A 24,849-nucleotide genomic window follows, 5' to 3' on the forward strand; every position below is an offset into this window, starting at 1 on the left:
GGCCGAACTTCAGACGCGGCTGGATAACATAAACCCAGCCTGCCCATCTCACTCTGCTTCTACAAGGTTTACGGAACCCTGCAAACGCCTAACGGCCGCTGTCTCGTTTTTTTACGCCGCCGTGGCCGGTAAGCCACGTTTTTGCTTCACATTTTCGCCGCAATCCCCGACAGAACCCCATGAAAACGCCCGTCGCTTGGGGCGGCGGGCGCATCGTTTCATGGAGTGCTGCGTCCCATCGAAATGGGATATCAGCCGATATTCAGCCATTGCCGGGTAATGCGGACGAGGTCGTTATAGGTCGCGACCAGCATAAGCGCCGCCACGAAGGCGAGGCCGATGCGGAATCCGAACTCCTGCGCCCGCTGCGTCAGCGCCCTGCCACGGATCGCTTCGCAGGCGTAATAAAGCAGATGGCCGCCGTCGAGCAGGGGCACTGGCAGCAGATTCAGCAATCCGATCGAGATCGAGAGAATCGCCGCGAGATTGAACAATGGCCAGATTCCAGCTTTGGCCACTTCGCCGGATACTTCGGCAATGCGGATCGGACCCGACAACTGCTCCGGCGATTCGCGGCCGATCACCAGCCCGCCCAGATAGGAACCCGTGCGCTCGATGACATACCAGGTCTCGCCGGTCGCCTCGACGAAGGCTTGGGGGAGGCTGTAGTTGACCGTACGCCAATCTTGCGGCGCGCCGCCAGCGGCGACGCCAAGCACCCCGCCCCGGCTGACGCCGAATGGCGTCCGGGTGTCCTTGCGCTCCGGCGTGGCGTCAATCGCCACTTTCTTGCCCTCGCGCTCAACCGTGAAACGCAGCTGCGTGTCGCCCGAAGACGAAACGATGCGCTGCATTTCAGCGAAGCTGTCGATGGGCTGCCCGTCAATCGACACGACCAGATCGCCCTTCTGGAACCCTGCGGCGGCGGCGCGGCCGCCGGCGACCACGCTTTCAATGCGCGGCGTCAGGACCGAGCGGCCCTCGATATAGAATAGAGCCGTGAAGATCGCGATCGCGAGGATGAAATTCGCGATTGGGCCCGCCGCGACAACCGCCGCGCGCTTCCAAACTTTTTGCGCGAAGAAGGAGACCGCGCGCTCGGCTTCCGGCATCTGGGAAGCTCCGTTGAAATCGGGCTGGCTCGCCCCATTGGCGTCGCCGTGAAAGCGGACATAGCCGCCGAGCGGAATGGCCGCCAACCGCCAGCGGGTTCCGCTGCGATCCACGTAATGCGCCAATTCAGGCCCAAATCCCATGGAAAAGGCGTCAACCTTGATCCCGCAGAGCCGTCCGATCAGGAAATGGCCGAATTCGTGGACAAACACGACGAGGCTGAGCACGAAGAGGAAGGGCACGAGATAGGACCCTGCAGTCCAAAGCCAATGAAAAATCGCCATGACCTACTCCGCCCGCGACGGAGGACTAGGTCACGCCCGCCGCGAAAATGGTTACCATTTCGTTACCATGACGCATCACGGTTTAATGGCCAAGGCCTGCGAGGACCGCCAGCGACCTTTCTCTCACAATATGGTCAACGGCAAGGGCGGCATCAATGTCTGGCGGAGTCCGGGCCGCTCCCTCCTTGTCGAAAATTTCGCAAATTGCTTCAACATGTTTCGCTATATCATTGAAGGAAATTCGTTTTTCTAAAAATGCCGCGACCATAATTTCGTTAGCAGCGTTCAGAATGGTCGGCATGGCGCCGCCCGCCGCGAGCGCCTGCATGGCGACGCGGAGCGCGGGGAAACGGTTGAAATCCGGCTTCTCGAACGTCAGGGAGCCGATCTCCGCGAGATCGAGCCGGCGCGCCTGGGTGGGAACGCGGTCCGGCCAGCCGAGGCAATGCGCGATGGGAACCTTCATGTCCGGCACGGCCATTCCGGCCGTCACGGCGCCGTCAGTGAACGAAACGAGCCCATGCACGATGGATTGCGGATGCACCAGAACATCGAGCTTGCTGGCGTCGATGCCGAACACATGCAGCGCCTCGATCAGTTCGAGGCCCTTGTTCATCAGACTCGCCGAATCGATGGTCACCTTGGGGCCCATCGCCCAGTTCGGATGGGCGAGCGCCTGATCCGGCGTGGCCGCCGCGATCTGCTCGGCGCTCCAGGTCCTGAACGGGCCGCCCGAAGCGGTGAGCCACATTTTTTCGATGGTTTTCGCGCTTTCCCCGCCCAGCGCCTGGAAAATGGCGTTGTGCTCGGAATCCATCGGCAGGATGCGGACGTTCATCTCGCGCGCACGGCGCATGAAGGGCTCACCAGCGCAGACGAGGCATTCCTTATTGGCGAGCGCCACGTCCCGCCCCGCCTCCACGGCGGCAAAAGTCGGGATCACGCCCGCCGCGCCCGCGATGGCGCCGACGACGAGGTCGGATTCCATCGCGGCGGCCTCCTTGAGCGCCTCGGGTCCCGCGCCGACCGCGATATTGGTTCCCGCCAACTCCGCCTTGAGCTCGGCATAGGCCGCAGGATCGGCGACGGCGGCGAATGTGGCGCCCAGCGCCCGCGCCACCCGCGCCAGATTTTTGGCGTCTCGCCCGCCCGCGACCGCGACCGTCTCGAAGGCGCCCGGCGCGCCGAGGATCACCGCTTCCGCCGACCTGCCGATCGAGCCGGTGGCGCCAAGGATGGTCAGTTTGCGGGGCGGCGAGACGGGAGCGGGAGCTGTCATTCGAATCCTATTGCCAATAGAGCAAACCGGCCGCCGCGCTTGGCAGACCGCGCGCCATGCCGAACAAGGCGGCGAAAATCGCCGCCGCGATGAAGCCGTCGAGCCGGTCCATGACGCCGCCATGTCCCGGAATAAGCCGGCTGGAATCCTTGACGCCATAACGGCGCTTGACCCAGGATTCGAACAGGTCCCCGCCCTGCGCCACGGCGCCGGCGGCGAGGCCGAGCAGGAAAACCGGCGCCAGCGGAGCCTGCACATTGGGCCAGACATGGGCGACGAAGGCGCCGAAAGCCGCGCCGAAAACGACGCCGACGAGAAAACCCGACCACGTCTTTCCGGGCGAAATGCGCGGCGCGAGCTTCGGTCCTCCGATTAGCCGTCCACCGAAATAAGCGCAGACATCCGTCCCCCAGACGACGGCGAACAGCCAGCCAATTGCGCAGACGCCGAAAAAGGGCGCATGACGCAGGGAGAGCGTCGCCAGCAGCAGGCCGCCCGCGTAAAACAGGCCGAACCCGCTCCAGAGCAGGAAGCCTGAGCCCCCGGCCCAGGCGGCGAAGGCCGCGGCCAGCGGAATCATTGCGAAAGCGAGTTCGGTCAGCCCGAGCCGGTAGAGCACCGCGGCAGCGCAGAGGGCGAAGCCGCCGCTGAAAAAACGCAGCCAGGGCAGCGGAGCGCCAATCAGGCGCTGCCATTCCCAATGCACGGCCAGCGCGGCGATCAGCCAATAGAGCACGAACAGCCAGCCGCCTGCGAAGAGCGATCCGACGGCCGTCGCCACCAGCACCAGCCCGGAAGCCGCGCGGACGCCGAGATCTTCCAGATGGTGGCGCGACATCAGGCCCGGCCGGATGGCCGAGGCCGGTTCGGCGGGCGGCGCCAGATCCTTTTCATTCATGGCCATTCAGCCGAAGTTCTTGGGCAAGGCAGCCGAAAATCATGAGGCGGATTTCACTTTCGGGACGCAGGCAGCGCCGACGCCGCCGAAACGCCGCTCGCGGGCGCGGAAGCTCTCAATCGCCTGCTCGAAGGACTGGCGGTCAAAATCGGGCCAGTAGATCGGCAGGAACACCAGTTCGCTATAGGCCGCCTGCCACATCAGGAAATTGGAGAGCCGCATTTCGCCCGAGGTGCGAATGATGAGGTCCGGGTCCGGGATGCCCGAGGTATGAAGGCGCGCCGTGAAGGCGGCTTCGTCTATGTCGTCGGGGTTAAGGCGCCCGGCTGCGGCCTCGCGCGCTAAAGCGCGCGCCGCCTCGGTAATTTCCTGCCGCGCGCCATAATTGAAGGCGACGATCAGGTGCAGCTTGTCATTGTGGCGCGTGCGCTGCTCGGCCTCGTCGAGCAGCGCAACGATATCGGGCTTGAGATTGTCCCGCTCGCCGATCACCCTGATGCGGACGCCTGATTCCTGGAGCGTGAGCAAGTCATTGCGAATGAAGAGCTTCAAGAGGCCCATCAGTTCGGCGATTTCCTGCGGCGGCCGCGCCCAGTTCTCGCTGGAGAAGCTGTAGACGGTGAGATAGCGCACGCCGAGATCGGTGGCCGCGCGCACGGTGCGGCGAAGGGCCTCGACGCCGCGGCGGTGGCCTTCGAAACGCGGCAGACTGCGCGCGGCCGCCCAGCGGCCGTTGCCATCCATGATGATTCCGACATGCAGCCCGTGGGCGTCAGCTGCGTCCGCCTGATCGGCGCCGCCGCCGCTTGTCTGCTTTTCGCTCATCGAGCTCCGTCCGCCGCCCCTGTAGCGCGCCGCTTCGCCAGCGCCGGAGCCGGGTTGAAGCGGACTTCCCGCGCGCGCCAATCATTGCACGCCCAATTGCCTTAGCACAATCATCCGCCGGAAACGACGCCCGACGGATTGAAGGCCGCTCAGACCTGCATGATCTCTTTTTCCTTGCCGGCCAGAACCGTATCGATCTCGCCGATGGCGGAGTCGGTGGCCTTCTGCACCTCGGTCTCGTGGCGCTTTTCGTCGTCCTCGCTGATCGCCTTGTCCTTGACCAGCTTTTTCAAGGTGTCCATGCCGTCCCTACGGACATGGCGCACGGCGACGCGGGAATCCTCCGCATATTTATGCGCCAGCTTGACGAGTTCCTTGCGGCGCTGCTCGTTCAGCTCCGGAATGCGGATGCGCAGGATCTGGCCTTCGACGGTCGGCGACAGGCCGAGATTGGCGTCGCGGATCGCCTTGTCGACGGGACCGACCATGCCCTTGTCCCAGACCTGCACGGCCAGGGCGCGGGATTCCGGCACCGAAATGGTCGCTACCTGGTTGAGCGGCATGGACTGGCCATAGGCCACGACATGCACAGGCTCAAGCAAGGCCGCGGAGGCGCGGCCGGTCCGAAGGCCGCCCAATTCATGCTTGAGGGCCTGGATCGAGGCCTGCATGCGCCGTTTGATTTCCGCCAGATCGAATGGAGCGCTCATCGAAACCACCTGTCTTCACGGCGCCCGAGCGCCTTCTTGTTCTGTAGCGGGCTGCGTCGCGATGGCTATCGCCAATTGCGCCGAGCCCGGTCTTTTCCATCACGGAACCACGATTGTCGCCTTGCCCTGCCCCGACAGCGCCTCTGTAATGGCGCGCGGCGCGGCGATCGAGAACACGATTATCGGAATCCGGTTCTCTCTCGCAAGCGCAAAGGCCGCCGTATCCATCACGGCGAGGTTTTTCGCGATCGCTTCGTCGTGGGTCAGGCTCTCGTAGCGCGTCGCATTGGGGTCTTTCTTGGGGTCAGCCGTATAGATGCCGTCCACCTGGGTCGCCTTCATGATCGCGTCGCAGGACAGTTCCGCGCCGCGCAAAGCCGCGCCCGTATCCGTCGTGAAGAAGGGATTGCCTGTTCCGCCGGCGAGAATGACGATCCGGCGCTTGCCGAGGTGATGGAGCGCCGTCTGACGCGAATAGGGCTCGCAAAGCGACGGCATCGGCACGGCGGAAAGCGCCCGGGCCGCGCGTCCTCGCTTTTCAATCGCAAATTCAATCGCCAGCGCGTTCATGATCGTGGCGAGCATGCCGATGGAATCCGCGCGGGCGCGCTCGATGCCCTTGTCGGCGCCCTGAATCCCGCGAAAAAAATTACCGCCTCCCACCACGACCGCGATTTCGACGCCGAGATCGGCCGCCGTGACCAGATCGTCAGCGATCCGGTCGAGGGTCGCTGAATCGAGTCCGTGAGTCTGGCTGCCCTGAAGGGCCTCGCCCGACAATTTCACGACCACGCGTTTCCATTTCGGGGTCTGAAGAGAAGCGTTCATGGCGGGCTCCCTTGCGCTGGCCGCGATTCGACCGGCCGCGCCCCGCTTCTAAAGCATCGCGCCGATCTTTGGAATCGCCGGAGTGGAAATCCGGCGTGGCTCTTTGGATATCTCAAGAGCAGCCTTTCTTTACCGCCTTCCGTCTAAGCTCGCCGCAATGCCCGCCGCGACGAGCCTCGAATTCGCCTCATGACCTCTGCGACCCTGCCCCTGACTGCCCGGTCCCCCGCCGGAACGATCCGCCAGGGCGCCTGGACGCCCGCGGCGGCGGCCTTGCTGCTCTTCGCCCTGACCCTTGCCTCACCCGCCATTCTCAACGATGGCGACACCTTTTGGCACATTGCTGCGGGCGACTGGATCCTGGACCATCGCGCCGTTCCGACCACTGATCCCTTCACCTTCAGCTTTGGCGGCGCACCCTGGACCGCCCATGAATGGCTGTCCGAGGTTCTGCTGGCGCTCTGCTTCCGCTTGGGCGGATGGAGCGGCGTGGTGGTCCTGACCTCTTCGGCGGTAGCGGCCACCCTTTTCATCTTCATGCGGCGACTGGCCCGCGATCTCCACGGGTTCGCCCTGCTCTGCCTCGCCGCGCTCGGATTCAGCCTTGTCACCGGCAGCATGCTGGCCCGACCGCATGTCTTAGCCCTGCCCGCGCTCGCCGCTTTGGCCGCAGGGCTGTTTTCGGCGCGCGACAAAGAAAAAGCGCCGTCGCTGGCTTTGCTCCCGGTGATGACGATCTGGTCCAATTTGCACGGCAGCTTCATCGTCGGCCTCGCCTTGATTGGCCCCTTCGCGCTTGAGGCCGTGCTGGCCGCACGCCCGGAGAAGAGGATCGCCGCCGCGCGTGGCTGGATCGTGTTCGGCCTGCTGGCGCTCGGCTCGGCGTTAATCAACCCGCTCGGACTCGAGGCCCTGCTGTTCCCGATCCGCCTCATGGGCCTGAAGAGCCTGGCGGGCGTCGGCGAATGGCGGCCGGAAGCCTTCGATCATGTCGGCCCGTTGGAAATCGCGCTATTCGCCCTGATCGGCTTCGCGCTGCTGCGCCCCCTGCGGGTGGCCCCGGTGCGGCTGTTGCTGCTGATCGGGTTGATCCACCTCGCCCTGCATCACACGCGGCATGGGATGCTGCTCGGACTGCTCGCGCCGATGATCCTGGCTCGCCCGATCGCCGAAGCCTTGGCGCAAACGCCCGCGCCCTTGGCTCAAAGTCCGGACATGGGGCGCCTCATCACTCGCCTTCAGGCGGCGCTCGCGCTCGCGCTTTTCGTCGTTCTGGCGGGCCTGCGCCTCGCGATTCCGGTCACGCGCGAAGATGGCCCGATGGCGCCCATCTCCGCCCTCGCCGCCGTTCCGGCGGAACTGCGCGCGCGTCCCGTGCTCAATCATTATGACTTTGGCGGCTATCTGATTTTTTCCGGCGTCAGGCCCTATATCGATGGCCGCACTGACTTGTTCGGCGACGCCTTCCTGGACAATTTCGACCGCATCGCAGCGGGAAACGCCAAGGCGCTGGACGCAGCGGTCGAAAAGGACGCCATCGTCTGGACAATCTTTCCGCCAGCCTCCCCCGTCGTGCGGACGCTCGACGCCCGGCCCGGCTGGAACAGGATTTACGCCGACCGCAATGCGGTCATCCACGCCCGCGCCGACGCCCTGCCTTTCGATCTACGCAAATGAAAAAGGCGGCCAAAGCGGCCGCCTTTCCCTGAAATGCCAGTGAGGCCAGAGCTCAGGCTTCGCCAGAAACCGCCGCCGCGACTTCCGCCGCGAAATCCGATTCCTGCTTCTCGATGCCCTCGCCGAGCGCGTAGCGAACGAAGCCCTTCAGCGCCACCGGGGCGCCGACGGTCTTGGCGGCTTCCGCCACAGCCTGCGACACGGTTTTGCCATTGTCGTGGATATAGGGCTGCTCAAGCAGCGTGACTTCCTTGAAATAGGTCTTCAGGCCGGATTCGACGATCTTCTCCAGCACATGATCCGGCTTGCCGGCGTTCTTTTCGCGCAGCACGTTTTTCTCGCGCTCCAGCACGGCCGGGTCGATGCCGGCGGCGTCCAGCGCCAGCGGGCCGGCGGCGGCGACATGCATGGAGATCTTGCGGCCGAGTTCGGTCAGCTGGTCCTTGTCGCCGGTCGATTCCAGCGCGACGATGACGCCGATCTTGCCGAGGCCGTCGCCGATCGAATTATGGACATATTGGCCGATCACGCCCTGCGAGACGCTGAGCGCGGAAACGCGGCGCAGGGTCATGTTCTCGCCGATGGTGGCGATGGCGTTGGAGATCGCGTCGGCCACCGAGCCGGCGCCGCCCGGATAATGCTGGTTCTTGAGGGCTTCGACATCGGTCTCGCCCTTTTCGACCGCTACCAGCGCGATGGTCTTGACCAGAGCCTGGAATTCCTCGTTGCGGGCGACGAAATCGGTTTCGGAATTGACCTCGACGGCCACGCCCTTCTCGCCATGAACGGCGACGCCGACCAGGCCCTCAGCCGCGACGCGGCCGGACTTCTTGGCGGCCTTGGAGAGGCCCTTCTTGCGCAACCAGTCCACGGCGGCTTCGATGTCGCCGCCCGTCTCGTTGAGCGCGCCCTTGCAGTCCATCATGCCCGCGCCGGTCTTTTCGCGCAGGTCTTTCACCATTGCGGCGGTGATATTGGCCATGGAAACGTTTCCTTCAGGGGTTAGGCCGGCGCTTTGGCGCCTCTGCCGTATGAAAATCGGGAAAATGCGAAAACTGGAAGACAGTCGTCCGGGAGACAGTCGCGCAAGGCGACGGCCGCCCGTTCAAAAGGACGGCGCGCCAAGCAGGACCCGGCGCGCCGCGAATCTCCCAGCCGAAAGTTTGGATCAGCCGGCGATCAGGCCGCGCGCCTGCTCGACCCAGCCGCCGACTTTACCGTTCAGCTTCAGATCGGCGTCGACCTTCTGGGAATCCTCGGCGGTCATCGCCGCGAACTGCCAGTAATGGAACAGGCCGGCTTCGTTCAGCTTCTTCTCGACCTGCGGGCCGACGCCAGCCAGCTTGGAGAGATCGTCGGGGGCGCCGCGCGGCGCGGTCAGCAGTTCGAACTGGTCGGCCGCGGCTTCGCCGATTTCGGCGTCGGCGGGCAGTTCGGCGACCGTCGGCTCCTCGAAGGCGCCGGTGTCGACGCCGAGCGAACCCTGGCTGCGGGAAATGCCGTCGAGCGCGGCGCGGGCGATCAGGTCACAATAGAGCGCGATGGCGCGGCCGGCGTCGTCATTGCCGGGGATCGGGAAGGTGATGCCGTCCGGATCGCAATTGGTGTCGAGGATGGCGGCGACCGGAATGTGAAGGCGGGCCGCCTCCTTGATCGCCAGCTGCTCCTTGTTGGTGTCGATGACGAAAATCAGGTCCGGGACGCCGCCCATGTCCTTGATGCCGCCGAGGGCCTTTTCGAGCTTTTCGCGCTCGCGCGAAAGCATCAGGCGCTCTTTCTTGGTCAGGCCGGAGGCGCCGGCGCCGAGCTGGTCGTCGAGCTTGCGCAGGCGCTGGATCGACGCCGAAATGGTCTTCCAATTGGTGAGCATGCCGCCCAGCCAACGGGAATTGATGTAATATTGCGCGGAGCGCTTGGCGGCGTCGGCGATCTGCTCCTGCGCCTGACGCTTGGTGCCGACGAACAGCACGCGGCCGCCCTTGGCCACTGTGTCCGACACGGCCTTAAGGGCCTGGTGCAGCAGCGGCACGGTCTGGGCGAGATCGATGACGTGGATGTTATTGCGGGTGCCGAAGATGTAGGGGGCCATTTTCGGGTTCCAGCGATGCGACTGGTGACCGAAATGAGCGCCGACTTCGAGAAGGCCGCGCATGGAAAAATCGGGAAGCGACATAAACTATTCTCCGGTTGAACCTCCGCGAATTTTTGGGCCTTGCGGCCACCGGAGCGAAACCTTGAAACAGGCCCGCCTGAATTCGCGTGTGGGATGGACGGCCCTCCTATATCAGCCGGGGCCATTTGGCAAGGCGGATCGAGAATTTCGCGCTTTCCGGCTTGGCGATCTTCCCTTCGGAATCGCGCTGCAGGCCATCAGTGGCTGTCGGCGGGAGCCTCGGACTCGGCCGCGCGCCGGCCGATGAACCGAATGGTCAAGGGGTATCCGGGCGCGCTGGCGGCCATGGATTTCGTGAAATTGAGGGGCGTGCAAGCCTTGAGCGCATCGAGGATCGATGTGCGCACCACGTCCTGCGACGACCCTTCCGCTGCTTTCAGATAGGTGACTCGCGGCGGCCAGCGCACCGAACCGCCGCTGTCGAAGCCGAAGCGTATCGTGACCTCGACGGTCTCGCCTTTGGCCGGAATGGGCGGCTCCCAACATTTCGCCAGCGCCCGCGCCGCCTCGATCGGCCGGGTGATGGGCGAGGAGGATTGCGCGTTCTCGGGCCTGTCCTTATCGGACAATAGTTTTTCGATGGTCATCACCATCCCCTGCGACAGGGAAGGCGCCACGCCTGAATAGGATGGTTCGCGTAACGGCGCCAACCTAGACGAGGAGGGCATGTCCGGCGCCATCGGCTGGCCGCGGGACGGTTCGGGCAGCACAAAATTCGGGGCGGGGATTGGGCCGGGAGGCACGCGCGGCAGATTGCGATTCGGATTAAGGCTCCGGTAACCGCGCGGAACGTGACCGTGATGCGCGCCGCCCTCGCCCAGCGCCGGACCCGCTGCCATTGAGACGAGCAGGAGAAGGCCAATCAGGTCATGGAGGCGGACAGAGTTCATGGAGGCGGACAGGTCATGGCTTCAACTGCGCAAGTCGCGCGGAGCAACCAACCGCTTGCTTCGCAGAGGCGGCCATTATGCTCTTTTTCCGCCCGGCCGCCATTGCCCCCTGTTTGAGCGCCAATTCCACGCGCGGCGTCGAGAGCGTCAGCTCGCCGGAAGAGGTTCGGCGTGCGGGATATTATGGTCGCGCATATAGGCGAGTTCAGCGGGCGTCGCGAAATGGCGGTCCCAGTCGTCGAGATGGGGCTGCATGACGCGCCAGTAAAGCGGCGGGACGAGCGAGATCAGCACCAGCGCAATATAGCCATGGTTGAGACGCGGCGCGCCCGGATCAATTTTCAGATCTGCGCAATGGCGCAGCGGGTGGAGGTGATGATCGGTGTGGCGAGCGACATTATAGAGGATCGCATTGCTGAAGAAGGTATAGACGTCCCAGCTCAACCGATTATCAATGCGTTCGCCTTCAAGCCGGAACAATCCGTAATGCTCGACATAGGCGGTGCTCTCAAGCAGCAGCCGGCTGAAGCACCCGGCCGCGAGAAAGACCAATCCGCCCAGCGGCCCGGCGATGACGATGAAGACGCCCAAATACAGGAGGCAAATGCCCCAGGCGGTTATGAATCTATTGTGCGGCGAGAAAACGGGCCGGCCGGTCCGACGCATCCGCTCCGCTTCGGCCTGCGCGACGTAAAGAGTGTTGCCGATGGCGCAGCGAATGGTGAAGCCATAGAGGTTGTCGCCGCGCCGCGCCGTGCCCGGATCGCTCAGCAGACCGAGGCGGCGATGATGGCAGAAAGGATGATGAAGGTGGAAGACCGGGTCGAGCGCCAGTCCGCCGATCCAGCGCGCGAGTCCGAGATCGAGCCGCGAATTCAGGCGATGGCAGAGTTCGTGCCCCGCCGTCTGGCCGATGCCCCAATAAAAGCCCTGAGCGAAAATGCCGAGGACCCTGTCGGCGTGATGTGTCGAGGCTCGCGCGGCGTCGAGATTGACGCCGACATGCTTCAGCCCGGCGACGATATGGAAGGGATCGGCATTGGTGAAATAATGCGCGAACAGCAGCGCATTGGTCAGCAGCAGCGGCAGCGCAGCGCGCAGCAGGAAATCATGCAGGGCGTAGGGCGGGTTTTCCGGCTCGGAAATGTCGAGCTTGAATTTGACATTGCCGATGAGGATCGCGACGACAAAAACAATGAAGGGCAGCCATAGCCAGATTCCGCCGGCGAGCAGCCCGAATATCCCGAGGAGAAAGGCGACATTTTGCAGCGAATATCGGAGATGGGAGAAAAAGGCGGCGGCGGACGAGGAGAAGCGGAATCGTTCTGGATCGATTATATTGACGGACGTCATCGCGGCCATTCCTGGGGCATTGCCGGCGACACGCTATTGAAAACACCCAAGCCCTGTCCAGTCTCAGCTTGAAGAAAACACCTGGCGTTTCCGCAAAGCCACACTGCCCATGGAGTGGGCCGTTTTGGCCTTTCGTCGCTATACCAGCTCCACTTCTGCCACGCCCGGAATCGACTTAATCGCGCCCGAGGCCTGCGGGTTGATCGGATAGCGGCCGGGCAGCTTGATTTCGACCTCGCGCTCCGGCGCATCGAGGCGCAACACCAGAAACACCTCGCCTTCGGGACGTCCCTTCAGTTTTTCCGAGAGCTTCGGCAGTGGCGACGAATCGCGCAAGGTGATGCGCAGCCCCTTCTGGATGCGCGCCGCCGCCTCATCGAGTTTTTCGACCATGGTAATGCGCGCGCGCACGTCCTCGCCTTCGACATTGGCCTGAATCGTGACCAGCACGCAGGCGCCCTTCTCCAGCAGGTCGCGATATTGGTTCAGGCCCTCCTGAAACAGGATCGCCTCATATTGGCCGGTGGGGTCGGACAGGGTCACGATGCCCATCTTATTGCCAGATTTGGTGCGGCGCTCGGCGCGGTCGAGCACGGTCGCAGCTAGGCGATTGGCGACCGCGCCCTGCTTCACGCTGCGCACGAAAGGCGCCCAGCTCATGACTTTGAGCCGCTGAAGGACCTTCTGATAGGCGTCGAGCGGATGGCCCGAGACGAAAAAGCCGATCGCCTCGAATTCCCGGCGTAGACGCTCCTCCGCCGACCAGTTTTCATATTGTGTGATGCGCAAAGCTTCCGGCTCTCCGGCGCCGAACAGGCCGGTCTGGCCGACGAGGTGATCCTCCTGCGCGCGATTGGCGAGGCCGAGAATTTGCTCCACCGCCGCAAAGGCTCGGGCGCGGTCACGCTCGATCTCATCGAACCCTCCCGCGGCGGCCAAAGCCTCCAGTACCTTCTTGTTGACCTCGCGCGGATTGAGCCTCTTGGCGAGATCAGACAGATCACGGAAAGGTCTGTCCCCGCGCACGGCGACCAACGCGCCCGCCTGCCCCTCGCCGACGCCCTTCACGGCGGAAAGCGCGTAACGGATGATCAATTCGCCGTCGGAATCGCGATGGACGTCGAAATCCACGCCGGACCTGTTGACCGAGGGCGGTTCGATCCGGACGCCGAGCCTAATGGCCTCGTTGCGGAATTCCGCCAGCTTGTCGGTATTGCTTTTGTCCAGCGTCATCGAGGCGGCGAGGAACTCGACCGGGTGATTGGCCTTGCACCAGGCGGTCTGGTAGGCGACCAGCGCATAGGCCGCCGCGTGGCTCTTGTTGAAGCCATAATCGGCGAATTTCGCCAATAGATCGAAAATTTCGTCGGCCTTGGCCTTTTCGAGGCCGCCCTTCATGGCGCCGTCGACGAAACGCGCGCGCTGGGCGTCCATTTCGGCCTTGATCTTCTTGCCCATGGCGCGTCGGAGCATGTCCGCCTCGCCGAGCGAATAGCCGGAAAGGATCTGCGCGATCTGCATCACCTGTTCCTGATAGATGATGACGCCGAAGGTCTCCTTCAGCACCGGCTCGATCATGGGATGGATGTAATCGGCGTCCTCCTCGCCGAGCTTCACCGCGCAATAGGTCGGGATGTTCGCCATCGGGCCGGGACGATAAAGCGCGACCAGCGCGATGATGTCCTCGAACCGGTCGGCGCGCATTTCGGCCAGAGCCTTGCGCATGCCCGCGCTTTCCAGCTGGAACACGCCGACCGTCTCGCCGCGCCCGAGCATGTCGAAGGTTTTCTTGTCGTCGAGCGGAATTTTGGCCAGATCGACCTCGACGCCGCGCTGCTTGAGCAAAGCAACGCAGGTCGAAAGCGTGGTGAGCGTCTTGAGGCCCAGAAAGTCGAATTTGACCAGCCCCGCCTGTTCGACCCATTTCATATTATATTGGGTCGCCGGCATGTCCGATTTTGGATCGCGATAAAGCGGCGTTAGCTGGTCGAGCGGACGGTCGCCGATCACAATGCCCGCCGCATGGGTCGAAGCGTTGGAATAAAGTCCTTCGAGCTTGCGCGCGATCTCCAGCAATTGCCGCACGCGCGAATCCTGCTCGGCGGCCTCCTTCAGGCGCGGCTCCGTGTCGATCGCCTGTTGCAGCGTGATCGGCGCCGCGGGGTTCTGCGGCACAAGCTTGGCGAGCTTGTCGACGAGGCCGAGCGGCATCTCCAACACACGCCCGACATTGCGCAGCACGCCGCGCGCCAAAAACGAGCCGAAAGTAATGATTTGCGCCACACGGTCCTTGCCGTAACGCTCGCGAACATAGGCGATCACCTCGTCGCGCCGGGTCTGGCAGAAGTCGATGTCGAAATCCGGCATCGAGACGCGTTCCGGATTGAGGAAGCGTTCAAACAGCAGCGAAAAGCGGATCGGATCGAGATCGGTGATGGTCAAGGCATAGGCGACCAGCGAGCCGGCGCCCGAACCGCGCCCGGGCCCCACCGGAATGCCCTTTGACTTCGCCCATTTGATGAAGTCCGAGACGATGAGAAAATAGCCGGGGAATTTCATCCCTTCGATGATCGACAGCTCGAACGCAAGCCGCTGGCGATAGTCCTCCTCGGTCTGTCCCGGCGCCGGCCCATGGGCCGCCAGCCGCGCGGTCAGGCCAGCCTCGGCCTGGGCGCGCAGTTCCGAGGCCTCGTCGGTCCCCTGGGTGAAATTCGGCAAAATCGGCTTGCGCGTGCGCGGTCGATAGACGCAGAGCATGGCGATCTCAACGCTATTGCGCGTCGCTTCGGGCAGATCGGCGAAGAGCGCGACCATTTCCTCGCGGGTCTTGAAGCGATGTTCTGGCGTGAGCCTCCGGCGGTTGTCCTGCCCGACAACAGTGCCGTCCGCGATGCAGGTCAGCGCGTCATGGGCCTCGTAATCGACCGCGCTGGCGAAAAAAGGCTCGTTGGTCGCAACAAGCGGAAGTTCTTCGCGATAGGCAAGGTCCAGCAGCAAAGGCTCGACTTGCTGCTCGCTCTCCAGTCCGTGCCTTTGCAGCTCGACGTAGAATCGCGTCGGGTACAGCGGCGCGAGAGCCGCCAGACGCGCCCGGGCGACTTCCGGCTTGCCGAGCAGAAAGGCGCGGTCGAGCGGGCCGGTCGGTCCACCGCTGAGCGCGATCAACCCCTCGCTTGCCGCAGTGAGTTGCGCGATTCCGACATGGGGCGTTTCCCCGGCCTCGACTTCAAGCCAGGCCTGCGAGACGAGCCGCATGAGATTGGAATAGCCTTGCTCGCTCTGGGCCAGCAGCACGATATTGCCGCGGCCCGCGTCGGCGGGCGGTATCTCGCCACGCGTACGAAGAGCCTCGCCGTCGCCGAATTCCACCGTCAGCTGGCAACCGGCGATTGGCTGCACGCCGTCCTTGGCAAATTTTTCCGAAATTTCGAGCGCGCCAAACAGATTATTGGCGTCGGTTACGGCGACCGCGGGCATGGCGTCGGCGGTGGCCAGCTTGAGCAGCTTGCCGACGGGCAGCGCGCCCTCGCGCAGCGAATAGGCGGTGTGGACGTGAAGATGGACGAAGCCGACCTTCGCGATCGTCTCGTCGATCATTCCAACCCTCCCCGTCGCCGCAAAATACGCGCCAGCATAGTCAAAACCCTCGAACTTGTCGCCTCCGGCGGCATTGCGGACAAGGCTGCGCGTCACAATGCGGTGGATAAGTGGCCCGAACGAATGTTCTATTTTTATTCGTCTTATGTTCCGTTCGCCAGAATTTTCTGAAATTTTTTTCTTCGACGACGCAAGGGCCGTGAAAACAAATTCTTAGAGGATGATAGCCTGTGGATAAGTTCAATTTTTTCTTGTGGACAATTTTTCCACGAGAACAATCCGCAACGGGTCAACGCCTTGAAATCGCCCACTTTGCCCGCGCACAAGCTCGCCTCCCGCGCGGCCCCGCCTCTCCGGAGAGTTGCAGCGTCAAGGCAGCTCGACCAGAAGTCCGTTGCGAAGCGTTACTCTCCGGTCCATCCGCGCCGCGAGTTCGAGATTATGCGTCGCGATCAGCGCGGAAAGGCCGGTCGCCTCCACCAGCGACATCAGCGCCGTGAAGACCCGATCCGCCGTTTCAGGGTCGAGATTGCCGGTCGGCTCGTCGGCCAGCAGGAGAGCGGGCGCATTGGCGACCGCGCGGGCGATAGCCACGCGCTGCTGCTCGCCGCCCGACATTTCCGACGGCCGGTGATTCGCGCGCGCCGCAAGACCGAGATAGTCGAGCAGCTCGAGCGCGCGACGTCGCGCCTCGACCGCCGGCAATCCCGCGATCATCTGCGGAGTCATGACATTTTCCACCGCCGTGAATTCCGGTAGCAAATGATGGAACTGATAGACAAAGCCGATCCGGTTGCGGCGCAGGGCGGTGCGCTGCGAATCGCTGAGCGTGGAAGTCGACAGCCCGTCTATGACGACCTCGCCGCCGTCCGGACGCTCTAGCAGACCGGCGATATGCAGCAAGGTGGATTTGCCGACGCCCGACGGCGCGACCAGCGCGACCGCCTGATGCGGCCAGAGCGCGCCGTCGACGCCGCGGAGAATCTCCAGATAGCCATCGCCCTCGCGGTAGCGGCGTACAACGCCTTCCAGCCTCAAGGTCGGCGAGATCGCGTTGCTTGCGGCCCTCGTTTGCGCTTCTTGCGTGACTTCACTCATGGCGCAGCGCCTCCACCGGATCGAGCCGCGCGGCCCGCCATGCCGGGTAGAGCGTGGCGAAGAAGGACAGGCACAGGGTCATGATCGCGACGCCGACCACCTCATGCGGATCGAGCGACGAGGGCAGCTGCGAGAGATGATAAATGTCGGCCGGGAAGAGGTTGAGGCCGAAAACGCGATTGATGAGCGACCTGATGCCTTCGAGCTGCAAGGCGAGCGGCACGCCCAGGGCGACGCCCAGTACGGCGCCGGTCGCCCCGATCGACAGTCCCGTCAGGATGAAGATCCGCAGTATCGCCCCACGGGTCGCTCCCATGGTGCGCAGAATGGCGATGTCGCGGCCCTTGTCCTTCACCAGCAGGATCAGCCCCTGCACGATCAGCAGCGAGGCGACGGCGACAATGATCGCGAGAATGAGGAAAATGGCGTCGCTTTCCACCTTCAGCACGTCGAAAAAGCTCTTGTAGCGTTGGCGCCAGTCGGTGAGCATGATTGGCCGGGTGATTTTCTGGACGATTTCAGTGCGCACATCGTCGACCTTGTTGGGATGGGCGACGAAACCCTCGATGATGTTGACTTCGTTGGGCCGGTCGAAAAAGGCTTGCGCCTCTGCCAGCGGGATGAAGACGATCAGCTGGTCGAAATCGAACAGGCCGGACTGGAAGATCGCCTTGACCGGATAGGCCTTGAGCCGGGGCGTCATGCCGAAGGGCGTCTGGGCGCCGCGCGCGGTGAGAATCGAAACCTTGTCACCGACCTGAACGCCCAACACCTCGGCCATCCTCTGGCCGAGCACGACGCCGACCTCGTCGTCGAAATGCTCAAGCGTCCCCTGCTTCACATTGCCGACAATGCCGGGCAGGCGCTTGAGATCGGCCTCCTGCACGCCGCGCACAAGGGCGCCAGTCTGTTGCTGGGGCGAGGAAATGCCCGCGGCGTTCTCGACCATCGGGAAGGCGAGCGTCACCCCCGGAATACTAGCGAGTTGGTCGGTCAGGTCGCGGTAATCGGTCAGCGGCGTGTCGATGGGCTGGACGAAAATATGGCCGTTGACGCCGATTAGTTTGGACATCATTTCATCGCGCATGCCGTTCATCACCGACATGACCACGATCAGCGCCATCACGCCGACGGTGATACCCGTGACAGACAGCCCCGCGATGGCCGAGGGCAGCCAACGGCTCCGGCGCGAGCGCATGTAGCGCAGCGCGAGCATGCGCTCATAGGCGCCGAACGGCGCGGCGCCCGGCCCTTCGCCGCCGCGACCGGAAAAAATAGATCTCAATTGGGTCATCAGGCTCCGAGGCGGAAGCAAAAGCGAGCGCGAGGCGCCCCAAGCGGCGAGCGCGCCGGGTTCGACGCATTTTCTTCGCAGATAGTCCGGAATTGCGCGCAAAGAAAGACCTTTCCCGACGCCATCCCTCATTTCGCCGGCCGCAAGCCTGGAGCGGCAAACGAAACCCTTGGGACAGTTCGGAAACTTGTCCGATTCGGGCGTTCCGACAAGGCCGAAATCCTGCGCGGACGGCAAAAGTCTTAACGCCATTTAGGACGCAATTTAGTTAATGCCCAAACGGGACGGCAATTTGATCGTGCAATCTTTCCCAGCGTCACGTTGGGAGCCAGAAGTGTCAGACCCCCGTTTTTTTGAATTGACTCAATTGCCCTTGAAGCAGCGCGCCGCCCGAATTGCGGAGCTGTTCGCCGAAGGCGTCGAGAATGATTACCCCGCCCCCAGCCGCGCGAATCGGCGCAAGGCGCGCGAAGAAACGCTTGCGGAACGCCCGATCGCAGCCCTGTCGCGCAAATTGCGCGGGACCTTTCACTGGCTCTCGCCGAAGAATCTGCCCGCCGCGATCCTGGCCTTTGCGCGCATGTCCCATGATTGGATGACTGCGCACCAGATGCCCTCACCCGCTCGCGCCTCCCGCGCGCCGGAAGGATTCTGCGGACGCGCGGCCTCGCTCGAGCCTGAATATTTGATCGACGCCTATGCGCGTGGCCTGACCCTGCGCAATTTTTTGGGAACGCCGACGCTTTGGGCGCCGGCCAACCGCGCCGTGCTCCGGCCATGGGATTTTCCGCGCGGCATCGCTGCAATCCGCCCCGAGGGCGAACGCGTCAGCCTCGACGAAGCCTTCGATGTCGTGCTCGCGGCCTGCGGGAGAGCGGAGCCGGCGCATTGGCGCAAGCCCGCGCTCGATATGGCGCTGGGCGATCTCTATGACGCCGGATTCGCTCACTCTCTGGAGGTGCGCGACCGCAATGGCGTCCTGATCGCGGGCCTCATCGGCGTCGCGGCCGGCGGCGTCTTCACCATCGAGCGCATGTTCGCGCTCGACGAAGACTCGCTCGTCCACGCCGTCAATAATCTGGCTTTTCAGCTGCAGCGCTGGAATTTCGCGCTGATCGACATTCGGAAACCATCGAATCTGGCGACGCGACTGCAATGCGCGACCATGAGTCGCGCGCAATTTTGCGGCGAATTGGCGAGCAACGCCTGCGGCGGACGTCACGGGCGCTGGCGCATCGCCGAAGACCTGCGCCCCCTGGTGCGCCGTATCGGCGATTCGGCGCTGAAAATCGTCGCGAGCGCCTGAGCCGGGGACGCCAGAGGGCCTCAGGCCCCGGCGCGGAGCAGGATGGCGGCGTAAAACCCGTCGGTATCATGGCGCGCTGGGCTTAGGCGCAGGCCGGGGCCATGCGGCGATTCGCTTCCGGCCAACGCATCGAGTCCCGCGCGCGCAAGCGATATGTCAGCCGGTTCGGCGGAGAAATCCGGATGGGCGGCCAGAAAACTTGCCACGCGGTCCTCGTTTTCCTCGCATAGCAGCGAACAGGTGACATAGACCAGCCGCCCGCCATGCTTCACGAAGGGCGCGGCGCGGTTGAGGACTTCATCCTGTGCCTTGATCCGCTGTTCCAGGGCGCCGGGGCGCATACGCCATTTGGCGTCGGGATTGCGCCGCCATGTGCCGACGCCCGTGCAAGGCGCGTCGACCAGCACCAGATCGCAGCCGCCCGCGATGTCTCCAACTGGGTCATGCGCGGGGCCGCGCGGCGCCCGCACTTGCACATTGCGGACCCCTGCCCGGTCCAGCCGCGCGAAGATCGGCGTCAGCCTGCGGCCGTCAGAATCGGTGGCGTAGATCTGGCCGCTATTGCCCATTTGCGCCGCCATGGCGAGACTCTTGCCGCCGCCGCCAGCACAAAGGTCGAGCACCTGCTCGCCCGGCGCGGCGCGGGCGAGGCGCGCGGCGATCTGCGAGCCCTCATCCTGAATCTCGACCAGACCGCGCACATAGGCAGGTTCGGCGGCGAGCGCCGGGGCGCGGCCGTCCTGCCCCTGCGCTATCCGCAAGCCGAGCGGCGCGAAGCGGCACGCCGACGGGCCAAGATGCGAAAGCTCGGCCAGGGCCTGCTCCCGCGTGGCTTTCAAGGCATTGACGCGCAGGTCGAGCGGAGCGCGGGCGGCGAGCGCCCGGCCCTCGTCCGCCGCGCATTCGCCGAAGGCGCGCTCTAGCTGCGGCGCCAGCCATTCCGGGAAATCGCCGCGAACCCAGACCGGCGCGTCTGCGAGATTGGCGGCGTCGAGCGCCGCGCGCTCGTCTTCGCTCAAGGGCGAGGGCGCATGACCCTCTCCGCTGAAATGACTTTCAACCTCGCCGGGCGAATAACCGCGGGCAAGAACCAGCGCGCCGATCATTTCCGCGCGCGGCGTCTCGGATTTCATGAGCCAGCGCGCCGAGGCGCGGCGGCGCAGGGCGTCATAGACTAGCGAGGCGATGGCCGCCCTGTCCTTCGACCCTGCGAAACGATGGGCGAGGCCCCAATCCTTCATGGCGTCATTCGCCGGGCGGCGGCGCGTTTCGAGATCGTCGAGAACTTCAATCGCAGCGGCGATCCGGGCGGAGGGATGCATCTTGACCTATAGGAAAAACGGGGGAGTGGCGCGCGGGCCGGCCCTTCATTGCGCTCGTCGTTCCATAGTCCTCGCCCGCGCGCAACCCAAATCGGCCGCTGTCAGAGCGCGCTCGCCTCCCCCGGAGGCGCGTGGAACACCAGCCATGCGAACAGGATCGCGTCGAGCAGAACGATAATGGAGCCGACTCCCGCGAAGGGATCGCCGATGGGATGGCCCAAGTGCAGGAGCGCCACACCGAAGGTCAGCAGCAGCGTTCCGGCGATCCAGATCCAGACCTGAGGCTTGGCCAGCGCATTCGATTCCACTGACGGATTGAGGCGATAGAATATGCCGATCAGGAAAAGAGCGACGAAGCCAAGCAGATTAAAATGGGCGTGCGCGGCGAGGGCTGAATGCTCGCCGGAGATGCCCATCTGCAGGCCCCAGGCCATTCCGGCGATGAGAATTAAAACCCCGGCTCTGAAACACAGGCAAGACGGCGTCATGGCCCCTCCTTTTGCGCGGAGGAAAGGCAGCTTGAAACCCGCCTTTCGCATCGCCCCCCAGAAGGCGTCAATGTGGCCCAGATTTTGGACAACGCCAATAAAGAAGCGATTTCAACCGCTTCTTTTCGACAGCGGCCAGATCAGAGCCCGGTCGGATAGTTCGGGCTCTCGCGGGTGATCGCCACGTCGTGAACGTGGCTCTCGCGCAGGCCGGCGTTGGTGATGCGCACAAAACTCGCGCGCTTCTGGAATTCGGGAATGGAGGCGGCGCCAACATAGCCCATGGCGGCGCGCAAGCCGCCCGCGAGCTGATGAAGAATCGGCCCGACAGGCCCGCGATATGGCACCTGCCCCTCGATGCCTTCCGGCACCAGCTTCAGCGAATCCTTGATGTCCTGCTGGAAATAGCGGTCCGCCGAGCCGCGCGCCATGGCGCCGACCGACCCCATGCCACGATAGGCCTTGAAGGAGCGACCCTGGAACAGGAACACCTCGCCGGGCGATTCCTCGGTGCCAGCCAGCAGCGAGCCAATCATGATGCAGTCCGCGCCAGCCGCGACCGCCTTGGCGAAATCGCCGGAATATTTGATGCCGCCATCGCCGATGACCGGGATGTTCGCTTTCTTCGCCTCCGAAGCCGCTTCGAGAATCGCGGTGAGTTGCGGCACGCCAACGCCCGCCACGATGCGGGTAGTGCAGATCGAGCCCGGGCCGATGCCAACCTTGATCGCGTCGGCGCCAGCGTCGATCAGCGCCTTGGCGCCCTCGGCGGTGGCGATATTGCCGGCGATCACGCCGACCTTGTTGGAAATGCGCTTGATGCGGACGACTTGATCCAGCACGGATTGGGAATGGCCATGCGCAGTATCCAGCACGATGCAGTCCACTCCGGCGTCGATCAGCAACTCGGCCCGCTCAAAGCCCTTGTCGCCGACCGTGGAGGCGGCGGCGACGCGCAGGCGTCCCGCCTCGTCCTTGCTGGCGGAGGGATGGAGCGTGGCTTTTTCAATATCCTTGACCGTCACCAGCCCGACGCAGCGGAATTCCGAATCCACCACGAGCAGCTTTTCGATGCGGTGATGGTGGAGCAGGCGGCGCGCCTCGTCCTTCTGGACGCCCTCGCCAACGGTGACGAGGGTCTTGGTCATGAGTTCGGAGACGGGCTGGGCCGGATTGTCCGCGAAGCGCACGTCGCGGTTGGTAAGAATGCCAACCAGCTTGCCCGGCCGGTTTTCGGCGCCGCGCGCGACGACCGGAATGCCGGAAATGGAGTTCCTGCTCATCAGGCTCAGGGCGTCCGCGAGAGTCTCGTCGGGGAAGATGGTGATCGGATTGACCACCATGCCGCTCTCGTAGCGCTTGACGCGGCGGACTTCCTCGGCCTGCTCGGCGGGTTCCAGATTGCGGTGAATGACGCCGATGCCGCCCGCCTGCGCCATGGCGATGGCGAGGCGCGCCTCGGTCACCGTGTCCATGGCCGAGGACAAGATCGGCAGGTTCAGTTCGATATCGCGCGTCAGCCGGGTCTTGATTGAGACCCCCGAGGGCATGACTTCGGAATGACCGGGACGCAGCAACACGTCGTCGAAGGTCAGCGCTTCGGTCAATTGGGGAAAACCGTTCATTGCCAGCTCCATCGGCGAAAAGGACGCATGGCGCGTGGCCATCCGAGTTGGCGGCTGCTCATAGCATCTCTTTCGCGGGTTTCAAACCATGGCGCCGCGCAAGCGCATATTTTCGCGCCACTGCGGCCAAAATACCGGGAAGCAGGCGTCCGCGCGATTTCGCATCCCAGGCTTCTATGTTTAAAGACAGGCGCGCAGGATAGCCGTCCAGAGAAGGCGATGTGCGGGCGGCGGCCCGGCCGCACTTCCAGCAGCGCTGAAAATACCATCCGCAACACATTGTTGCCGCATAATGAATCGTCGGGACGAACCTTGCGCCCATTCATACTCACGCCGCTGATCGTCGCCTGCGCGCTGTTCATGGAGAATCTCGATTCGACCATCATCGCGACGTCGCTGCCGGCCATCGCAGCCGATTTGAAGCAGGACCCGATCGCGCTGAAACTGGCCCTGACCTCCTATCTCTTGGCCCAGGCGGTGTTCATCCCGGCGTCGGGCTGGGTCGCAGATCGATTTGGCACAAAAAAGGTTTTTCGTGCGGCCCTCGTCGTATTCACCCTCGGTTCGATTCTTTGCGCTCTCTCCAGCACGTTGCCGCAATTCGTCGGCGCCCGCATCTTTCAGGGCTGCGGCGCGGCGATGATGACGCCGGTCGGCCGCCTGACCCTGTTTCGCTCCGTTGAACGCAGCGAAATCGTTCGCGCGATGGCCTATCTCACCATGCCGGCGCTGATCGGGCCGATTCTCGGTCCGCCGCTCGGCGGCTTCATCTCGACCTATCTGCACTGGCGCTGGAATTTCTGGATCAATGTGCCCGTCGGCATTGTGGGCGTGATTCTCACCACCCTCTATATCCCCGATATCCGCGACGAAAATGTCGCAGCCTTTGATCTGCGAGGCTTTCTCCTGTCCGGCTTCGGCCTGCCGAGCCTGATTTTCGGCCTCACCGTGCTCGGACGCGGCTCCATTGGGCTGGGAATCAATATCGCCTTGATCGCGGCGGGACTCATTCTGATGGGCTTCTATATCCGCCACGCGCTCAAGGCCCCCAATCCGATTCTCGAACTCCGGCTGCTGCGAATCCCGACTTTTTTGGCCAGCGTGGCCGGGGGCTTCCTGTTCCGAATCGGCGTCGGCGCAACGCCTTTCCTATTGCCTTTGTTCTTTCAGCTCGGATTTGGCATGACGCCTTTCCAGTCCGGCTTGACGACCTTTGTCGCCACAGCAGGCGCTCTGGTGATGAAGGCGACCGCCGCCACCGCGCTCGGCCGGTTCGGTTTCCGGTCCACGCTCGTCTTCAACGCGGTGATCAGCGCCGCCTTTTTGGCTGGCAATGGCTGGTTCCAGCCCGACACGCCCCAGTTCGTGCTGCTCCTCGCCCTGTTTGTCGGCGGTTTTTTCCGATCCCTGCAATTCACGGCCCTGAACGCGCTCGCCTATGCCGACGTCTCCGATTCGGACGTCAGCAAGGCGACCAGCTTTTCCGCCGTGGTCCAGCAATTATCCTTGTCCTCGGGTGTGGCCATCGCCGCCGCGGTCGTCGAGGAGACCCGCCGCCTTTCCCCGAGCGGCGAGATCGAATTCGGCGACTTTCCGCCCGCATTCTTCGTCGTCGCCGCTATCACGGCCGCATCCGCCTTGATTTTCCGCAGGCTTTCGCCCGACGCCGGAGCGAGTCTCGCCGGACGCAAGGCCGCCAGCTAAGGCGAGTTTGAACCCGCCGAAGCGCTTTAAAAAACCGCGCTCGCCCGACGCAAGAATGCTGCCGCGCTATGGGCGCCGATTTCCCCGGGCCGAATCCGCGTGAGGAAAAAACACGCTTTCCCGTCTTCGCCTGAAACATTTTTAGGCAATCGGTGGAGCGCCGCGAAACCGGGTTAACGATTGGGAAGGTATATTTTCAAACAACCCTTAAGGGCGACAAGGCTTTTCTCTTCTTCTTAATCCCCCGCCAACGAATCGCCACAATCCGAAGTGTGGTTTTTAAGAAACGCGGCGGCAAAACAAACCGAAATGCGCAGCAACACAGAAAATTTACGCTCGACGCGTCGTCCTTAACGGGATATCAAATTTTTGTCATTGATTGTCA

20 protein-coding genes are annotated in these 24,849 nt (G+C 63.6%); 4 read left to right on the forward strand and 16 right to left on the reverse strand.

Going from position 1 to position 24,849, the window contains the following annotated elements:
• Positions 1-251: 251 nt before the first annotated feature.
• The 6 genes from rseP to pyrH all read right to left on the reverse strand — a co-directional run bounded on the left by rseP (position 252) and on the right by pyrH (position 5,937).
• Complete coding sequence (gene rseP / locus QZ409_RS17585; protein WP_296713865.1) at positions 252-1,397, reverse strand: RIP metalloprotease RseP; 1,146 nt, start codon at positions 1,395-1,397, stop codon at positions 252-254.
• 82 nt (positions 1,398-1,479) lie between these two features.
• Entirely contained in the window at positions 1,480-2,676 is a 1,197-nt protein-coding gene (gene dxr, locus QZ409_RS17590; protein WP_296713867.1) for a 1-deoxy-D-xylulose-5-phosphate reductoisomerase, read from the reverse strand.
• Positions 2,677-2,683: 7 nt separating this feature from the next.
• Positions 2,684-3,580 carry a CDP-archaeol synthase gene (locus tag QZ409_RS17595; protein WP_296713869.1) on the reverse strand — a complete coding sequence of 299 codons (897 nt, stop codon included), beginning with the start codon at positions 3,578-3,580 and terminating at the stop codon, positions 2,684-2,686.
• A gap of 33 nt (positions 3,581-3,613) precedes the next feature.
• The gene (locus tag QZ409_RS17600; protein ID WP_296713871.1) at positions 3,614-4,399 is read right to left on the reverse strand and encodes an isoprenyl transferase; all 786 of its coding nucleotides are present in this window, start codon (positions 4,397-4,399) and stop codon (positions 3,614-3,616) included.
• Positions 4,400-4,548: 149 nt separating this feature from the next.
• The gene (gene frr, locus QZ409_RS17605; RefSeq protein WP_296713873.1) at positions 4,549-5,109 is read right to left on the reverse strand and encodes a ribosome recycling factor; all 561 of its coding nucleotides are present in this window, start codon (positions 5,107-5,109) and stop codon (positions 4,549-4,551) included.
• Positions 5,110-5,208: 99 nt separating this feature from the next.
• Positions 5,209-5,937, reverse strand: coding sequence for a UMP kinase (pyrH, locus tag QZ409_RS17610; protein ID WP_296713876.1), 729 nt, complete (start codon positions 5,935-5,937; stop codon positions 5,209-5,211).
• 189 nt (positions 5,938-6,126) lie between these two features.
• On the opposite strand from pyrH, the gene QZ409_RS17615 reads away from it, so the two are divergent.
• Positions 6,127-7,614: a hypothetical protein gene (locus QZ409_RS17615; RefSeq protein ID WP_296713878.1), complete on the forward strand. Its 1,488-nt coding sequence runs from the start codon at positions 6,127-6,129 to the stop codon at positions 7,612-7,614.
• A gap of 52 nt (positions 7,615-7,666) precedes the next feature.
• Here the strand turns inward: QZ409_RS17615 and tsf are convergent, their stop codons facing one another.
• The 5 genes from tsf to dnaE form a co-directional block, all read right to left on the reverse strand.
• Complete coding sequence (tsf, locus tag QZ409_RS17620) at positions 7,667-8,596, reverse strand: translation elongation factor Ts (protein ID WP_296713881.1); 930 nt, start codon at positions 8,594-8,596, stop codon at positions 7,667-7,669.
• Between the two features lie 186 nt (positions 8,597-8,782).
• Complete coding sequence (locus tag QZ409_RS17625; RefSeq protein WP_296713883.1) at positions 8,783-9,787, reverse strand: 30S ribosomal protein S2; 1,005 nt, start codon at positions 9,785-9,787, stop codon at positions 8,783-8,785.
• A gap of 197 nt (positions 9,788-9,984) precedes the next feature.
• Positions 9,985-10,677, reverse strand: a complete 693-nt coding sequence (locus QZ409_RS17630) for a hypothetical protein (RefSeq protein ID WP_296713885.1) — start codon at positions 10,675-10,677, stop codon at positions 9,985-9,987.
• Positions 10,678-10,824: 147 nt separating this feature from the next.
• A complete protein-coding gene (locus QZ409_RS17635) occupies positions 10,825-12,030 on the reverse strand; it encodes a fatty acid desaturase (RefSeq protein WP_296713887.1) in 1,206 nt (401 codons plus the stop codon).
• 138 nt (positions 12,031-12,168) lie between these two features.
• Positions 12,169-15,627, reverse strand: a complete 3,459-nt coding sequence (gene dnaE / locus QZ409_RS17640) for a DNA polymerase III subunit alpha (RefSeq protein ID WP_296713889.1) — start codon at positions 15,625-15,627, stop codon at positions 12,169-12,171.
• On the opposite strand from dnaE, the gene QZ409_RS17645 reads away from it, so the two are divergent.
• Complete coding sequence (locus tag QZ409_RS17645) at positions 15,589-15,798, forward strand: hypothetical protein (RefSeq protein WP_296713890.1); 210 nt, start codon at positions 15,589-15,591, stop codon at positions 15,796-15,798. The genes dnaE and QZ409_RS17645 overlap by 39 nt on opposite strands.
• 198 nt (positions 15,799-15,996) lie before the next feature.
• On the opposite strand, the gene QZ409_RS17650 is transcribed toward QZ409_RS17645, so the two are convergent.
• Both QZ409_RS17650 and QZ409_RS17655 read right to left on the reverse strand, forming a co-directional pair.
• Complete coding sequence (locus tag QZ409_RS17650; RefSeq protein ID WP_296713892.1) at positions 15,997-16,725, reverse strand: ABC transporter ATP-binding protein; 729 nt, start codon at positions 16,723-16,725, stop codon at positions 15,997-15,999.
• Positions 16,718-18,019 (reverse strand): lipoprotein-releasing ABC transporter permease subunit, encoded by a 1,302-nt coding sequence (locus QZ409_RS17655; protein ID WP_296713895.1) that lies wholly within the window; start codon positions 18,017-18,019, stop codon positions 16,718-16,720. Before QZ409_RS17655 ends, QZ409_RS17650 begins: the two co-directional genes overlap by 8 nt.
• A 334-nt stretch (positions 18,020-18,353) precedes the next feature.
• On the opposite strand from QZ409_RS17655, the gene QZ409_RS17660 reads away from it, so the two are divergent.
• Positions 18,354-19,325 (forward strand): hypothetical protein, encoded by a 972-nt coding sequence (locus tag QZ409_RS17660; protein ID WP_296713896.1) that lies wholly within the window; start codon positions 18,354-18,356, stop codon positions 19,323-19,325.
• A gap of 20 nt (positions 19,326-19,345) precedes the next feature.
• On the opposite strand, the gene QZ409_RS17665 is transcribed toward QZ409_RS17660, so the two are convergent.
• The 3 genes from QZ409_RS17665 to guaB all read right to left on the reverse strand — a co-directional run bounded on the left by QZ409_RS17665 (position 19,346) and on the right by guaB (position 22,760).
• A complete protein-coding gene (locus QZ409_RS17665) occupies positions 19,346-20,647 on the reverse strand; it encodes an RsmB/NOP family class I SAM-dependent RNA methyltransferase (protein WP_296713897.1) in 1,302 nt (433 codons plus the stop codon).
• Between the two features lie 101 nt (positions 20,648-20,748).
• A complete protein-coding gene (locus QZ409_RS17670) occupies positions 20,749-21,135 on the reverse strand; it encodes a hypothetical protein (RefSeq protein ID WP_296713899.1) in 387 nt (128 codons plus the stop codon).
• Between the two features lie 140 nt (positions 21,136-21,275).
• Positions 21,276-22,760, reverse strand: a complete 1,485-nt coding sequence (gene guaB, locus QZ409_RS17675) for an IMP dehydrogenase (RefSeq protein WP_296713901.1) — start codon at positions 22,758-22,760, stop codon at positions 21,276-21,278.
• Positions 22,761-23,072: 312 nt separating this feature from the next.
• Here guaB and QZ409_RS17680 point away from each other — a divergent pair, with 312 nt between their 5' ends.
• The gene (locus QZ409_RS17680; RefSeq protein WP_296713903.1) at positions 23,073-24,464 is read left to right on the forward strand and encodes an MFS transporter; all 1,392 of its coding nucleotides are present in this window, start codon (positions 23,073-23,075) and stop codon (positions 24,462-24,464) included.
• The last annotated feature ends 385 nt before the right edge of the window (positions 24,465-24,849 follow it).

The organism is Rhodoblastus sp. (assembly GCF_019449565.1).
GTDB lineage: Bacteria > Pseudomonadota > Alphaproteobacteria > Rhizobiales > Beijerinckiaceae > Rhodoblastus.

What these genes read in the sequence shown, in the direction of transcription:
- QZ409_RS17655 (WP_296713895.1), bottom strand. Translation starts at nt 18,019, where the DNA reads ATGACCCAATTGAGATCTATTTTTTCCGGTCGCGGCGGCGAAGGGCCG.
- dnaE (WP_296713889.1), bottom strand. Translation starts at nt 15,627, where the DNA reads ATGATCGACGAGACGATCGCGAAGGTCGGCTTCGTCCATCTTCACGTC.
- QZ409_RS17630 (WP_296713885.1), bottom strand. Translation starts at nt 10,677, where the DNA reads ATGAACTCTGTCCGCCTCCATGACCTGATTGGCCTTCTCCTGCTCGTC.
- QZ409_RS17595 (WP_296713869.1), bottom strand. Translation starts at nt 3,580, where the DNA reads ATGGCCATGAATGAAAAGGATCTGGCGCCGCCCGCCGAACCGGCCTCG.
- guaB (WP_296713901.1), bottom strand. Translation starts at nt 22,760, where the DNA reads ATGAACGGTTTTCCCCAATTGACCGAAGCGCTGACCTTCGACGACGTG.
- tsf (WP_296713881.1), bottom strand. Translation starts at nt 8,596, where the DNA reads ATGGCCAATATCACCGCCGCAATGGTGAAAGACCTGCGCGAAAAGACC.
- frr (WP_296713873.1), bottom strand. Translation starts at nt 5,109, where the DNA reads ATGAGCGCTCCATTCGATCTGGCGGAAATCAAACGGCGCATGCAGGCC.
- QZ409_RS17635 (WP_296713887.1), bottom strand. Translation starts at nt 12,030, where the DNA reads ATGACGTCCGTCAATATAATCGATCCAGAACGATTCCGCTTCTCCTCG.
- QZ409_RS17615 (WP_296713878.1), top strand. Translation starts at nt 6,127, where the DNA reads ATGACCTCTGCGACCCTGCCCCTGACTGCCCGGTCCCCCGCCGGAACG.
- rseP (WP_296713865.1), bottom strand. Translation starts at nt 1,397, where the DNA reads ATGGCGATTTTTCATTGGCTTTGGACTGCAGGGTCCTATCTCGTGCCC.
- pyrH (WP_296713876.1), bottom strand. Translation starts at nt 5,937, where the DNA reads ATGAACGCTTCTCTTCAGACCCCGAAATGGAAACGCGTGGTCGTGAAA.
- QZ409_RS17670 (WP_296713899.1), bottom strand. Translation starts at nt 21,135, where the DNA reads ATGACGCCGTCTTGCCTGTGTTTCAGAGCCGGGGTTTTAATTCTCATC.
- QZ409_RS17600 (WP_296713871.1), bottom strand. Translation starts at nt 4,399, where the DNA reads ATGAGCGAAAAGCAGACAAGCGGCGGCGGCGCCGATCAGGCGGACGCA.
- QZ409_RS17665 (WP_296713897.1), bottom strand. Translation starts at nt 20,647, where the DNA reads ATGCATCCCTCCGCCCGGATCGCCGCTGCGATTGAAGTTCTCGACGAT.
- dxr (WP_296713867.1), bottom strand. Translation starts at nt 2,676, where the DNA reads ATGACAGCTCCCGCTCCCGTCTCGCCGCCCCGCAAACTGACCATCCTT.
- QZ409_RS17625 (WP_296713883.1), bottom strand. Translation starts at nt 9,787, where the DNA reads ATGTCGCTTCCCGATTTTTCCATGCGCGGCCTTCTCGAAGTCGGCGCT.
- QZ409_RS17645 (WP_296713890.1), top strand. Translation starts at nt 15,589, where the DNA reads ATGGACGAAGCCGACCTTCGCGATCGTCTCGTCGATCATTCCAACCCT.
- QZ409_RS17650 (WP_296713892.1), bottom strand. Translation starts at nt 16,725, where the DNA reads ATGAGTGAAGTCACGCAAGAAGCGCAAACGAGGGCCGCAAGCAACGCG.